Annotated in this window: 12 protein-coding genes; 5 read left to right on the top strand and 7 right to left on the bottom strand. The window is 74.6% G+C overall.

Going from position 1 to position 12,901, the window contains the following annotated elements:
- Positions 1 to 151 precede the first annotated feature (151 nt).
- Positions 152 to 1,084: a class II glutamine amidotransferase gene (locus BXY45_RS22240; protein ID WP_170131691.1), complete on the bottom strand. Its 933-nt coding sequence runs from the start codon at positions 1,082 to 1,084 to the stop codon at positions 152 to 154.
- Between the two features lie 129 nt (positions 1,085 to 1,213).
- Between BXY45_RS22240 and BXY45_RS22235 the strand changes: the two genes are divergently transcribed.
- A complete protein-coding gene (locus BXY45_RS22235; RefSeq protein ID WP_109776721.1) occupies positions 1,214 to 1,633 on the top strand; it encodes a VOC family protein in 420 nt (139 codons plus the stop codon).
- Between the two features lie 112 nt (positions 1,634 to 1,745).
- Here the strand turns inward: BXY45_RS22235 and BXY45_RS22230 are convergent, their stop codons facing one another.
- From BXY45_RS22230 to BXY45_RS22220, 3 genes are all read right to left on the bottom strand, one after another.
- A complete protein-coding gene (locus BXY45_RS22230) occupies positions 1,746 to 3,497 on the bottom strand; it encodes a glycoside hydrolase family 13 protein (RefSeq protein ID WP_109776720.1) in 1,752 nt (583 codons plus the stop codon).
- 70 nt (positions 3,498 to 3,567) lie between these two features.
- On the bottom strand, positions 3,568 to 4,692 hold the full coding sequence (locus BXY45_RS22225) for a LacI family DNA-binding transcriptional regulator (RefSeq protein ID WP_170131690.1): 1,125 nt from the start codon (positions 4,690 to 4,692) through the stop codon (positions 3,568 to 3,570).
- Positions 4,689 to 5,891 carry a benzoate/H(+) symporter BenE family transporter gene (locus tag BXY45_RS22220; protein WP_211319848.1) on the bottom strand — a complete coding sequence of 401 codons (1,203 nt, stop codon included), beginning with the start codon at positions 5,889 to 5,891 and terminating at the stop codon, positions 4,689 to 4,691. Before BXY45_RS22220 ends, BXY45_RS22225 begins: the two co-directional genes overlap by 4 nt.
- Positions 5,892 to 5,949: 58 nt before the next feature.
- On the opposite strand from BXY45_RS22220, the gene BXY45_RS22215 reads away from it, so the two are divergent.
- Positions 5,950 to 7,404, top strand: coding sequence for an aminotransferase-like domain-containing protein (locus BXY45_RS22215; protein WP_109776717.1), 1,455 nt, complete (start codon positions 5,950 to 5,952; stop codon positions 7,402 to 7,404).
- A 97-nt stretch (positions 7,405 to 7,501) separates the two neighbouring features.
- Here BXY45_RS22215 and BXY45_RS22210 read toward each other — a convergent pair whose 3' ends face one another.
- On the bottom strand, positions 7,502 to 8,017 hold the full coding sequence (locus BXY45_RS22210) for a DnaJ family domain-containing protein (protein WP_109776716.1): 516 nt from the start codon (positions 8,015 to 8,017) through the stop codon (positions 7,502 to 7,504).
- Between the two features lie 58 nt (positions 8,018 to 8,075).
- Positions 8,076 to 8,495 carry a hypothetical protein gene (locus tag BXY45_RS22205; RefSeq protein ID WP_109776715.1) on the bottom strand — a complete coding sequence of 140 codons (420 nt, stop codon included), beginning with the start codon at positions 8,493 to 8,495 and terminating at the stop codon, positions 8,076 to 8,078.
- Between the two features lie 131 nt (positions 8,496 to 8,626).
- Between BXY45_RS22205 and BXY45_RS22200 the strand changes: the two genes are divergently transcribed.
- Positions 8,627 to 9,592: an exopolyphosphatase gene (locus tag BXY45_RS22200; RefSeq protein WP_109776714.1), complete on the top strand. Its 966-nt coding sequence runs from the start codon at positions 8,627 to 8,629 to the stop codon at positions 9,590 to 9,592.
- Here BXY45_RS22200 and BXY45_RS22195 read toward each other — a convergent pair.
- On the bottom strand, positions 9,557 to 10,525 hold the full coding sequence (locus tag BXY45_RS22195; protein WP_211319847.1) for an EamA family transporter: 969 nt from the start codon (positions 10,523 to 10,525) through the stop codon (positions 9,557 to 9,559). The two genes, BXY45_RS22200 and BXY45_RS22195, sit on opposite strands and share 36 nt — an antisense overlap.
- 33 nt (positions 10,526 to 10,558) lie before the next feature.
- On the opposite strand from BXY45_RS22195, the gene menE reads away from it, so the two are divergent.
- Together menE and BXY45_RS22185 are read left to right on the top strand one after the other, a co-directional pair.
- On the top strand, positions 10,559 to 11,791 hold the full coding sequence (gene menE, locus BXY45_RS22190) for an o-succinylbenzoate--CoA ligase (RefSeq protein ID WP_218566959.1): 1,233 nt from the start codon (positions 10,559 to 10,561) through the stop codon (positions 11,789 to 11,791).
- A gap of 205 nt (positions 11,792 to 11,996) precedes the next feature.
- Positions 11,997 to 12,779 carry a class I SAM-dependent methyltransferase gene (locus BXY45_RS22185; RefSeq protein ID WP_211319846.1) on the top strand — a complete coding sequence of 261 codons (783 nt, stop codon included), beginning with the start codon at positions 11,997 to 11,999 and terminating at the stop codon, positions 12,777 to 12,779.
- Positions 12,780 to 12,901 lie beyond the last annotated feature (122 nt).

Below are 12,901 nucleotides of genomic sequence, written 5' to 3'. Positions count from 1 at the left end.
GACGGGCTCGTCAGCACCAATCGTCACCGACGTCGAACCGCCCCGACCCGCCCCCATTTTCCTCCTCCGAGACGGCCCCCGGCCAGAGCCGTTCAAGGACGTTGTGCACGCTGGACGTGCACAACGTCCTTGATCGTCGCCGGTGACCGGGTCAGACGCTGGCGCGGGCAGCGGCTCCCTGCGAGTCGTGGCGGCCCGGGGCGGGGATGAACGGCGAGGCGCCCGCGCCAGCGGGCGCACTGACGGGGCGGTCGATGTGCACCGGCAGCAGCTGCTCGTCGAGGGTCCGCAGGTCGACACGCAGGACGGTGTCGGCGGCCAGCGGCTCCCATCCGTCCACGCGCAGACCGGAAGAGGAGACGACGACGGCGCCGTCGTCCGCCCGGCGACGCCACAGCTGGTAGTAGCCGGTGCGGTGTCCCACCGGGAGCTCCTCCTCGGCGATGCCGCTGGCGTCGAAGTCTTCGTGGGGAGTGCGCGCCCCGGCGCTGACGTGCACCACCACGAGCTCGCGCGGAGAGACCAGCACGGCGTTGAGGCTGGAGGTGGGGAACAGCGGAGCCAGGCGAGCGGCGGCAGCCGCTGCTCCGCGGGCCAGGTCGCCGCAGGCGAGCGTCTCGGCACGCACGAGCGCCGCGTACCGCTCGCTGTCGGTGTTGCCGCGCAGCGCGGCGCGGGCGTCGTCGTCCAGCAGCTCCTCGATGCGAGCCGCCGGCTTCATCGCCCCGTTGTGGGCCAGCGCCACGTCGCCGAGACCGGCGACGGACCCGATGAACGGGTGGGTGTTCTCCGGCTGCACGGGCATGCCCGAGCTCGCCAGCCGCAGGTGCAGCAACCCCGCGCGGCTTTGCACCGTCTCGGTGACCCGCTCCAGCGCGGGGTCGTGGTAGCCACTGCGCGGGCTGCGCTCAGCGCGCACCGCGCGGGCGCCGCCGTCGTCGTCGCCGTCCTCACCCAGCCAGGCCGCGCCCCACCCGTCGTCATGGAGGCGAGCCATCGCGCGGAACGCCGCCACCTGGGCGCTTCCGAGCGCCTCGGCCAACGAGCGGGGGGATGGAGCGGCGAAGCCCAGCAACCTACACACGACTCCCACGGTAGGCACCGTGGGTGACGTCCATGTGACACGACACGGCCCTGGCGATGAGTTCCGGCGGGGTCCGCAGTCTGATGTGCGTCCGGCGGCACCAGTCGCCCACAGCAGCAGGAGGCAGTCGTGGCCTACACGCTCAACCCGTACCTCAACTTCCGCGGCACGGCCCGGGAGGCCATGGAGTTCTACGCCTCCGTACTCGGCGGGGAGCTGTCGCTCATGACCTTCACCGAGGGCGGCATGCCGATGGGCGGCGAGGAGGACGGCTGGATTATGCACGGGCAGCTGACCCTGCCCAACGGCATGGTGCTCATGGGCTCCGACACTCCGTCCTCGATGCCGTTCGACGAGGTCAAGGGCTTCGCGGTGGCCCTCACCGGCGACGACGGCGACACGCTGCTCGGCTGGTACCGGGCGCTGGCTGCCACCGGTCACGAGGACATGCCGCTGGCGAAGGCCCCGTGGGGCGCCTGGTTCGGGCAGTGCAAGGACCGGTGGGGCACCCCGTGGATGGTCAACGCCGACGGCGTCACAACCCCCTGACGATCCCGTCCGTGATCATGGGCTTCCGGAACAGTGCTCAAGGCACTGTTCCGGAAGCCCATGATCACGAAGGGAGAGCGCTTCGGAGGTCCATGATCACGGCGAGAGGGACTTAGCGGCGCAGCCAGACGGTGGTGTCGGAGGGCAGCAGCACCGCGCCGTCGGCGGTCTCGTCGAGATCGCCGCTGGACAGCAGCACCTCGACGCCGTCCGGCAGCTCCACCGGCTGGGGCGAGAGGTTCACCCAGCACGCAAAGCCCGGCTCGCGGGTGAACGCCAGCACGCCGTCGAGGGATCCGTCGGCGGCCTGCACCCAGCTCATCGAGCCGTCGCCGAGGGCCTCCAGGGAATGCCGCAGCGCCAGCGCCGAGCGGTAGAGCTCGAGCGTGGACGTCGGGTCGCCGTCCTGATCTGCCACGGTGAGCCCCGCGAACGAGGCGGGCTGGGGCAGCCACGGCTCGCCGGTCGGCGCGGCGCCGTCGGCGCGCTCGCTGAAGCCGAACGGCGGCTGCGACCCCGACCACGGCAGCGGCACGCGGCAGCCGTCGCGACCGCGCAGCTGCCCGCCGCTCTGGAACCACGTCGGGTCCTGCAGGGACTCCTCGGGCAGGTCCTCCACCTCGGGCAGCCCCAGCTCAGCACCCTGGTAGACGTACGCGCCACCGGGCAGCGCGAGCATGAGCAGCGCCGCCGCGCGGGCGCGGCGCAGGCCTAGCTCCAGGTCGGCGGGGCGGCCCTTGACGTCGGCCTCGTCGCGCACCTGCGGGCGGTCCTGCTCGCGGGCGTAGCGGGAGACCTCACGGTAGACGTCGTGGTTGCTCAGCACCCAGGTGGGCGGGGCGCCGACGGCTGCGTGCGCGGCCAGGGTGGCGTCGATGACGGACCGCAGCTCGCCCTCGCGCCACGCCGAGACGAGGAAGTCGAAGTTGAAGGCGGTGTGCAGCTCGTCGGGGCGCAGGTACATGCCCAGGCGGACGGCGTCCCCGGTCCACGCCTCGGCCACGAACACCCGCGGCGGGTCGTAGGAGTCGGCGATGGCGCGCCAGCCGCGGTAGACCTCGTGGACCTCGTCGCGGTCGAGGAAGGGGTGGTCACCCGAGCCGAACGGGATGTGCGGGCGCTCGCGCTCGCCGAGGTCGGGGAAGTCGGGGTGCTTGATCAGCCCGTGGGCGACGTCGATACGGAACCCGTCGACACCGCGGTCGAACCAGAACCGGAGCACCTCGTCGAACTCGGCACGGACCTCGTCGCTGGTCCAGTTGACGTCGGGCTGCTTGCTGTTGAACAGGTGCAGGTACCACTGGCCGGGCTGGCCGGCGGGGTGCTCCTCGTCTCCGACGGCCTCGACCACACGGGTCCACGCGGGGCCGCCGAAGTGGCTGGTCCAGTCGTTGGGGGGCAGCTCGCCGGACTCGCCGCGCCCTCCGCGGAAGATGAATCGGGCGCGCTCCGGGGAGCCCGGCGCGCTGGCCAGCGCCGCCTGGAACCACGCGTGCTCGTCGGAGAGGTGGTTGGGCACCAGGTCGAGGATGATCCGCAGCCCCAGCTCGTGGGCCTCGGCGATCATCACGGACGCCTGGTCGAGGTCTCCGAAGAGCGGCTCGATGCCGCGGTAGTCGGCGACGTCGTAGCCAGAGTCGGCCATCGGCGAGGGGTACCACGGGTTGATCCACAGCGCGTCGACGCCGAGCGAGGCCAGGTACGGCAGGCGGGCGCGCAGGCCCGCGAGGTCACCGGTGCCGTCGCCGTCGCCATCTGCGAAGGAACGGATGTAGACCTGGTAGACGACCGCCTCTCGCCACCAGGGCGTGGCGAGGCGGGAGGCGGCGCTCGCAGCGCCGGTGGCGGGTGCCGTGAGAGTCACGGAGCGCTCCAGGAGAAGTGGGGAAAGACGAGCAGGGCGACGACGATGCTAGATCGATCCAGCAACCCTGTCACGGACATCCGCACGACTGGCGCACGACGAGCTGAGGAGGCACCCGCAGCTCCTGCGTACCGCCCTCGGCCGTGTCGCCCTCGGCGAGGGACCCTCGGAGCCGACGCACGAGCCCGTCAGCGGCCGTGCGCCCCAGCTGCTCGCCGTGCGTGGAGACCGTGGTCAGAGGCGGTTCGTAGAGGGCGGCGGCGGGAATGTCGTCGTAGCCGGTCACCGGCAGGGCGCCCGGGCGGCCGGCCACGCGCATCGCCCGCAGAAGGCCCGTGGCGTGCACGTCGCTGAAGCAGACGACGCCGTCCGGCGGCGGTCCAGCCGGCCACGAGGTTGCCGACGACAGGGGCGACAACAAGGGCGACGACGACGCCCCGCCCAGCACGTCCGCCGATGGGCCCGATGGCGCGCCCCCCAGGCCCGCCACCGCCGCCCTGCCGACGAGCAGGCCCGTGGAATCTCCCGGCTGCCACTCCAGCGCCCCCACCACGCAGGCGCCGTTGACGGCAGCGACGGCGTCGCGGACGCCGGCCTCGCGCAGACGGGAGCTGGCGACCTCGGGCGAGACACCGACGAGCAGCAGGCGGCGGCAGCCGTGGACGGCCAGCAGGTGCTCGGCGGCAAGCCGTCCACCGAGCCGGTCGTCGGGGGCGACGGTCCAGGTGGTGGCCCCGTCGACGGGCTGGGTGAGCAGCACGTGCTCGAGCGGCCACGCCCGCAGCTCCTCCACGAGGGAGGCGGGCGTTCCCGCCACCGGAGCCAGGACCAGCCCGGCCACCCGGTGCTCCCGCAGCAACCCGAGGAGCTCGCCCTGCTGGGCCAGGTCGTGGGAGGCGTTGGCCAGCAACGGCAGGAAGCCCTCCTCGCGTAGCGCCGCCTGCACGCCGACCAGCGCCTGCGCGAAGAAGGGGTTGGTGATGTCGCTGACCAGCACGCCGACCACCGGGGCGTGGTCAGCGCGCATGGCCGCGGCCACGCGGTCGTAGACGTAGCCCAGCTCCCCCATGGCGGCGTTCACGCGCTCCCGGGTGGCTTCGGAGACCCGTCCCTCACCCCGCAGCACGAGCGAGGCCGTCGCCCGCGACACGCCGGCGCGCGCGGCGACGTCGCTGAGGGTGACCCGGGAACTCACGCCGTCGATGATGCCCCGACGACGCGAGCGGACCCAGCGGTTCGAGCCGGACGCAGGACGAGCCACGTGGCCACCCCGGCCAAGATCGCCCAGAAGGCGCTGCCCACGCCGAGTGCCACCACGCCCGAAGCGGTGACCGCGATGGTGACCAGCGCGGCCGTGGAGGTGGCCGGTCCCTCGGCCAGCGCCGCGCCCAGCGCACCGGCCAGGGCCGGGAGCAGCGCGACCGCCGCGAGTGCCGCCACGACGGGCGCGGGCAGGGCGCTGTAGGCCCCGACGAGCCACCCGGCTCCGGCTGCGGCGAGGAGGTTCGCGCCGCCGCAGACCAACCCGGCGACGTAGCGGCGGCGCGGGTCGGGATGGGCGTCCGGGCCGGCGGCGATGGCTGCGGTGATGGCGGCCAGGTTGGTCGCGTGCCCCCCGAAGGGGGTCAGCAGCACCGAGACCGCCGAGACGGTGCCGACCAGCAGCCGGTCCGGCGGGGTGTAGCCCGCGGTCCGCAGCACGGTGAGGCCGGGGGCGTTCTGCGCGGCCATCGTCACGAGCAGCAGTGGCAGGGCGATGCCGAGCAGTGCGCGCAGGTCGAAGGTCGGCGTCGTCCAGACCGGCTCTGCGAGGCCCACCAGCTGGAGGCCGGTGCCGGTGAACGCCGCCGCCTGGAGCGACCCCGTGAGGGCGGCCACCAACGCACTCACCACCAGCGCCGCGGGCACGGCGTACCGCTCCAGCCAGCGCTTGGCCACGAGGAAGGTAGCCACCACGGCACCGGCAGCCAGGGGCTGCGCCGTGACGGCGGTGGCGCCGTGGATGACGAACGGCAGCAGCACCCCGGCGAGCAGCGCGGACATCAGCGCGCCGGGCACGAGGGTGAGCAACCGCCCAAACCAGCCGGTGGCGCCGAGCATGCAGGCGGCCACGCTCGCCACGAGGAAGGCGCCGACGGCGTCGGAGAACGCGAACCCTCCGAGGGAGGCGATGAGCAGCGCGGCGCCCGGCGTCGACCAGGCCACGATCACCGGCATCCGCGTCACCCAGGACAGGACCAGGCCGCTGATCCCGCTGCCGAGGGTGATCGCCCAGACCCAGGAGGCGGTGTGGGCGGGGTCGAGACCGGCGGCGCGGGTGGCCTGGACGACGACGGCGAACGGCCCGGCAAAGGACACGAGCGCGGCCACGAGGCCTGCCACCACCGCGGTCACTGAGACGTCGCGCTGTAACGATGCATGCCCCGCGGCTGTAACGGTACTGTTTTGCTTCATGGATGACGATATCAGCGGCGGCCGCGTCACCGCCGTCGTCCGACACCTCCGTCACCTGGCCGCCGCAGCGCCCCCCGGGCAGGCGATGCCCGGCGTGCGTCAGCTCTGCAAAGACCTCGGCACCAGCCCGGTCACCGTGGGGCGCGCCGTGAGCGAGCTCGTGGCCCAGGGCGTACTCGTCTCCAGCCCCGGCCGCGGCACGTTCGTGGCCCCGCGCCGCCCGCGCTCCGCGGGAGACCCGTCCTGGCAGCCCGTGGCGCTGCCCCCGGCGCGCGTCGACCACGCCGACGTCGCCGCCCTCGACCCGGCCACCTCGGCGACGACGACGGCGACCCCGCCCATCGCCGGTAGCGCCTCCGGCGAGGCGTCGGCGGCGGGCCCGGCGACCGTCGTCCTGTCCAGCGGCTACCTCAGCGCGGACCTGCAGCCCCGCCGCGCACTGCAGGCCGCCACCGCCCGGACCGCGCGGCGCAGCGCGGTGTGGGCCGCGGCTCCCTCGGCGGGTCTGCCCGAGCTGCGCGAGCTGTTCGCCGCGCAGGTCGGCCTCAGCGCTGGCGACGTCCTCGTGACCAGCGGCTCGCAACCCGCCCTCACCAGCATCTTCCACACCCTGGCCACCCCCGGTGATGCCGTGGCGGTGGAGAACCCCACCTACCCGGGGGCGCTGGCGGCGCTGCGCGCCGCGGGCCTGCGACCGGTGCCGGTGCCCACCGACTCCTCCGGGGTGCGCCCGGACCACCTCGAGAGCGTGCTGGAGCGCACCGGCGCGCGGCTGGCCTACCTGCAGACCCACGTGAGCAACCCCTCGGGCGCCTCGCTGACGCTGGCGCGGCGTGAGCAGGTGCTGGCCGTGGCGGCGCGGCGCAGCGCGCTGATCATCGATGACGACTGGGCCCGTCACCTGTCCCTCGGCGAGCCGGCGCCTCCGTCGCTGGTTCAGGACGACGTCGACGGGCACGTCGTCCACGTCTCGTCCCTGGCCAAGCCCGTGGCGCCGAGCCTGCGGGTGGGGTTCATCGCGGCCCGCGGCCCGGTGCTGGCGCGCCTGCAGACCGCGCGTACCAGCGACGAGCTCTTCACGAGCCGGCTGCTGCAGGAGGTGGCCGTCGAGCTGCTCACCTCACCGGACTGGCCGCGGCACCTGCGTCATCTCAGCAGGGAGCTGGTGGTGCGCCGTGACCACCTGCTGACGCTGCTGGCGCGTCACTGGCCCGCCACCGAGGCTCCCCTGCACCGGCCGACGGCCGGGCATCACGTCTGGGTGCCCTGTCCACCCGGGACGACGGCGCAGCAGGTCACCGCGGTCGCCCGGAGCGTCGGCGTCGTCGTCGGTGACGGCAGCGCCTCCTACGCCGACGAGGCCCCCTCTCAGCACGTCCGCCTCAGCTTCGGCGCGTGCACGGAGGCCGAGGCCAGCGCCGCGGTGATGCGCCTCGCGGCGACACTGCCCTGACCCGCCGCCCCCTCCGCCACGATCAAGGAAGTTGTGCACGCCGACAGGCCATGAACATGCCCACGGGTCATCGGGGAGCGGCACCGCCCCGAGGGGGTCACCGAGGACGACGGCGACCGCCGCGCCACCACGGACTGCGCGACGCCCCAGCCTCGGCAGCGCAGGCCGGCCCGTCTGCCGCGCCGGGAGCCGGCTTGGCGGGTTCCGACGGGTGCGCCTCGCGCCACCGCGCGAGCTGCCGGTCGACGTCGACGAAGGCCAGCGCCACCGGTGGCACCTCCTGCGGACGCCGGTACGCAGCGTCGAGACGCTGGTTGAACTGCTCCACTGCGGCCCGCACGGCCTCCTCGGAGGGCCTGCTCGGCACGGAAGCCACGAGTTCCTCGCGCTCGCGGCGCAGCGCCAGCGCGGGCGGGAGGGCCACAGTCATGTCGGCGCCCTCACGGCGGGCCCACTCCACGGCCCACTCGCCGGCGGTCTGCGCCAAGGCCGCCTCGTCGAGCGGCTTGCCAGCGGCGCCGAGGCCCTCGAAGGCGCCGCGCTCGGTCGCCTCGCGGATCTGCCGGTCCACCCACGTCTCGCGGCTCATGCCTGGCGGCTTGCGCTGGGTCACCCCTGCATGGTGACTCGCCGCGGCCCGTGGGGCGCGCGGCGTTCGGCGACGCGAGTCCTCAGGCGGCTCGGCGGCTGCGGTGCTCCCAGACCCGAGCGAGCCGGGTGGCCGCGCGGGCAGCCCGAGTGGCCGAGGCGGCGCGCTCGACCTCCCGCTCGGCGTCCAGAGCTGCCTCGGCAGCCACCTTCGCCGCACGCTCGTGGGCGATCAGGCCGCTCTCGACGGCGGCGCGCAGGTGCTGGGCGCCAGCGGCCCGACCCACGGCCTCCAGCAGCTCGGCGGCGCTGGGCTCGGCGCCCGTGCGGGCGGCGATGCGCTCGGCGGCGCGGCACAGGTCGGCGAGGAGATCGTCGGCGGCGGACGCCCCCAGCGCCCACACCTTCACCACGAGGGCGCGCGCGGCGGCGGGATCAGCAGCTCCGTCGACCAGCCGGTCGCTGGCCTCGCGGAGGGCGTCGACGTCCAGTGCGCTGCTCACGCTCCTGCATCGGCAGCACCTTGAGCCGCCGCGAGGTCTCTGCCGCCGGTCCGCCGGAGCACCAGCGTCCCGACTGACCTTCCTTCGTCCGGCCGCTCAGGCCGGAGCCGCTCCGTGCCGACACCTGGGTCATGCCGACCGCGCGCCACCGCCTCGTCACCCGGTCCGACTTCGACGGACTGGTCTGCGCCGTGCTCCTGAAGCACCTGGACCTCATCGACGAGATCACGTTCGTGCACCCCAAGGACGTGCAGGACGGTTCGGTGGAGATCACCAAGCGCGACCTGCTGACCAACCTCCCCTACGACCCTCGCGCGCACACGGTCTTCGACCACCACCACAGCGAGGCGCTGCGGAACGGCACCCCGGCTCCCGGCGCGGCCGCGCACGTCATCGTCGAGGACGCGCCGTCGGCAGCGCGCGTGGTCTTCGAGCACTTCGGCGGCGCGGAGGCCTTCCCCCGGGTGCCGGAGTCGCTCATGGCGGCGGTCGACCAGGCAGACTCCGCGCAGTACTCCCTGGAGGAGGTGCTGCGTCCCACCGGGTGGGCGCTGCTCAACTTCATCATGGACTCGCGCACCGGCCTCGGGCGCTTCCGGGAGTTCACGATCTCCAACTACGAACTCATGATGCAGATGATCGACTCCTGCATCGAGCACGCCTCCGCCGAGGAGATCCTCGCGCTGCCCGACGTCGCCGAGCGGGTGTCGCTCTACCACGCCCAGGCTGAGCAGTTCGCGGCGCAGCTGCTGCGGGTGAGCACGCTGCACGAGGACGTCGTCGTCATCGACCTGCGCGACGAGGAGGTCATCCACGCCGGCAACCGCTTCCTCGTGTATGCGCTGTTCCCGCAGGCCCGCGTGTCGGTGCACGTCATGTGGGGCCGCGCCAAGCAGAACACCGTGCTGGCGATGGGTCGCTCGATCCTCGACCGGACCTCCACCGCCGACATCGGCGCGGTGGCCCTGCGTCACGGCGGCGGCGGCCACGAGGCCGCGGGCACCTGCCAGGTGCCGCACGCGGAGACCGAGCGCGCTCTCGCCGACCTCGTCGCGTCGCTGTCAGGCTCGCGCGCCGCCGTCGTCGTCCCCGTCTGAGGGGCTCGCTGACGGTCCCAGCGGCGGGGATCCGGCGAGGCCCGCGCCCGACCGGCGCCCCGGCAGCGCGGTGACGACGACGTTCGCCAGGACGACGAGCGCCCCGCCCACCACCTCGTGGGCGCTCACGCGCTCACCCAGCAGCACCACGCCCGCCAGGAACGCCCACACCGGGTTGACGCTCAGCAGGGTCGAGTACGTGGAGGCGGGCAGGCGCCGTAGCGCGGCCATGTCCGCCGGGTAGGGCAGCGCGGAGGACATCACCCCGCAGACGGCCGCCAGCACGAGCGCCTGCCACGGCGGGTGGGCCAGCAGGACGACGACGAGCACGGGCAGCGCCCAGGCCGCCGCGAGCACCGTCGCGGCGGCCGCCGCGCCCTGCAGGCCCGGGAGCCGCGCGCCGAGGGCTCGGCTGAGCAGGATGTACGTGGCCCACGTGGCTGCGGCGGCCAGCGCCAGGAGGATCCCCGCCACGTCACTGGAGGGGCCGGGCGCGACGAGCATCAGCACACCGACCGCTGCGGCGACGGCGGCCAGGACGTCCAGCAGGCGCCGCGACGTGCCCACGGCCACCGCGAGCGGCCCCAGGAACTCGATGGTGACCGCCAGACCGAGGCCGATCCTGTCGACGGCCAGGTAGATCGTGAGGTTCATCAGGCCCATCACCGCGGCCAGCGTGCCCACCAGCGCCCATGTGCGGCGGTCCAGTGACCGCGGCGACCACCGGACCACGGCGTTGACGGCCAGTGCTGCCACCACCTGGCGGACCGCGACGACGCCGGGCACGCCGAGGTCGGCGAACGCCATGGCCCCCACGGCGGCGCCCGTCTGCCCCGAGGCGCTGGCCCCCAGCGCCAGGGCGGTGCCGGCCGCGCGGCGGTCGTAGGGGTGCTCGGCGCGGGCGGCCGCGGCGTCGTCCGGTGCTGCGGCCACGTCCCCATCCTGACCTCGGCCTACCGTGGTCGTGTGGAGGGGCAGTCGCTGCGCGAGGTCGTCGTTGTCGCGCAGGACCAGGGCCGGCGCGTCCCCCAGCTGCTGGGGGCCCTGCGCGCCGCGCTGGAGGGCTCCGGGCCTGCGCTGCTCCCCCTGCCCGCCGACTCCGCTGCCGCCGACCGCCTGCGCGCCGCCGCGCACCCCGACCTGCCGCTGTCAGGCGGGGCGGCCCTCGTGCTGGCCACCTCGGGCTCGACGGGCGAGGCGAAGGCCGTGGAGCTGTCCGCGGACGCCCTTGTGGCCTCCGCGCGCGCCACCGCGACCCGCCTCGGCGGGCACGGCCGGTGGCTGCTGGCGCTGCCGCTGGAGCACGTCGCGGCCTGGCAGGTGCTCGTGCGCAGTGCCGTGGCGGGCACGCAGCCCGTCGTCGCCCCACCGGGTAACCCCATTGCCCTGCCCGGCGCCGTGGCCGCCCTGAGCGCAGACGCCCGAGGACTGCCGCTGTACGCCTCCCTGGTGCCGACGCAGCTGGCCCGCGCCCTGGAGCTGCCCGAGGCAGCGGCCGCCCTGGCGCGGCTGGACGCCGTGCTGCTGGGCGGCGCGGCGGCGCCCGCCCCGCTGCTGGTCCGCGCGGAGCAGGCGGGGGTGCGCGTGGTGCGCACCTACGGCTCCACGGAGACCTCCGGCGGCTGCGTCTACGACGGGTGGGCGCTCGACGGCGTCGCCGTCGCCCTGGAACCCGGCGGCGAGGGCGAGGAGGACGACGACGACGAGGGCCGCGTCCTGCTGAGCGGACCCGTGCTCGCCACCGGCTACCGCGGCTGGCCCGACCTGACCGCGGAGACGTTCGTGCAGCGCGACGGGCGCCGCTGGTACGCCACGAGCGACCTCGGCCGCGTGGACGCCGACGGCAGGCTGTCCGTGCTGGGCCGGCTCGACGACGTCGTCGTCACCGGCGGCCGCAAGGTCGCGCCGCTGGCGGTCGAGCGGGTGCTCGCAGGGGTCCCCGGCGTCGCCGACGTGCTGGTCGTGGGCGTGCCCGACCCGGAGTGGGGGCAGCGTGTGGTGGCGCTGGTGGTGCCCGCCCCCGGCAGCGCGGTCCCGTCGCTGGACGCCGTGCGCGGCGCCGTCCGCGAGCGCCTAGGGGCGGCCTCGGCGCCGCGGGCGGTGGTGGCGGTGGACGCGGTGCCGGTGCGGGGCATCGGCAAGCCCGACCGCCGCGCCGCCGCGGCCCTCGCCGTCCGTCTGCTCGCCACCCCCTCCTGACCGCCCCCCTACCCCGCGACGATCAAGCACCTGCGCGCCACATCGGCCCCCTCACCACGGGCACCCTCAGGACGACGATCAAGCGGTTGAGCGCCACGTCGTCCGTCACCGTGGCTGACGTGACGCGGATCGGCATGATCGTCGTCAGGGGAATCTGCGACGGGGTGGCTCGTCAGCAGCTCCCACGACGGGGCAGGCTGGAGGGGTGAGCACCCAGAACCCTCACGCCGACGCCCCGCTGCCCGAGCGCGCTCGCTCCTTCGGGGCGGCTGCGGCCGGGTACGCCGCGGTCCGTCCCACCTACCCGGCCGAGGCACTGGACTTCCTGCTCGACGGCCTCGCCGGCGGCTTCGGGGAGCGCAAGCTGCGCGCCGCCGACGTCGGCGCGGGCGCCGGAGCGCTGACGGCCCGGCTCGTCGACCGCGGGCTTGAGGTGGTGGCGGTCGACCCCGATCCGCAGATGCTCGCGCAACTGCACGTGGACGTCCCCGGCGTCCCCACCTTCGTGGGCACCGCGGAGCAGCTGCCCCTGCCGGACGCCTCGCTCGACCTCGTGACGCTGGGGCAGGCGTGGCACTGGGTGGACCCCGCACCCGCCAGCGCCGAGGTGGGCCGGGCACTCGCCCCGGGTGGCCGGCTGGGGCTGCTGTGGAACCGCCGCGACGAGACCGTGCCGTGGGTGGCTGCGCTGGGAGACCTGCTGGCTCCCGCTCCGCACATGGCGGCCCTGTCCGAGGACCCTCAGATCGGAGCGCCCCTGGACGACGTCGAGCTGTTCGTCACCGGTCGCTGGACGCACGAGCTGGCACCGGAAGACGTCGTCGGGTTGACAGCCAGCCGCAGCTACGTGCTCACCGCAGCCCCGGCGGAGCGGCGTCGGGTGCTGGACGCGGTGCGTGAGCTGCTGGCCACGCACCCGGACACGGCGGAGCTGGAGCGGATCCCGGTGCCGTACACGACCACCTGCTGGCGGGCCCGCCGTCCCTGACGCCCGGACCGGGTGGCCAACTGCCCATGAACGGCTCTGGCCGGGGGCCGTCTCGGAGGAGGAAAATGGGGGCGGGTCGGGGCGGTTCGACGTCGGTGACGATTGGTGCTGACGAGCCCGTC

It is taken from the genome of Quadrisphaera granulorum (assembly GCF_003149145.1).
GTDB lineage: Bacteria > Actinomycetota > Actinomycetes > Actinomycetales > Quadrisphaeraceae > Quadrisphaera > Quadrisphaera granulorum.
The sequence above is the reverse complement of the archived record's forward strand: the minus strand, read 5'-3'. Positions and strand labels throughout refer to the sequence as shown.

Bases quoted from the DNA above. Each gene is read 5' to 3' on its own strand.
- BXY45_RS22215 (WP_109776717.1), top strand. From the start codon at position 5,950: ATGGATGACGATATCAGCGGCGGCCGCGTCACCGCCGTCGTCCGACAC.
- BXY45_RS22200 (WP_109776714.1), top strand. From the start codon at position 8,627: ATGCCGACCGCGCGCCACCGCCTCGTCACCCGGTCCGACTTCGACGGA.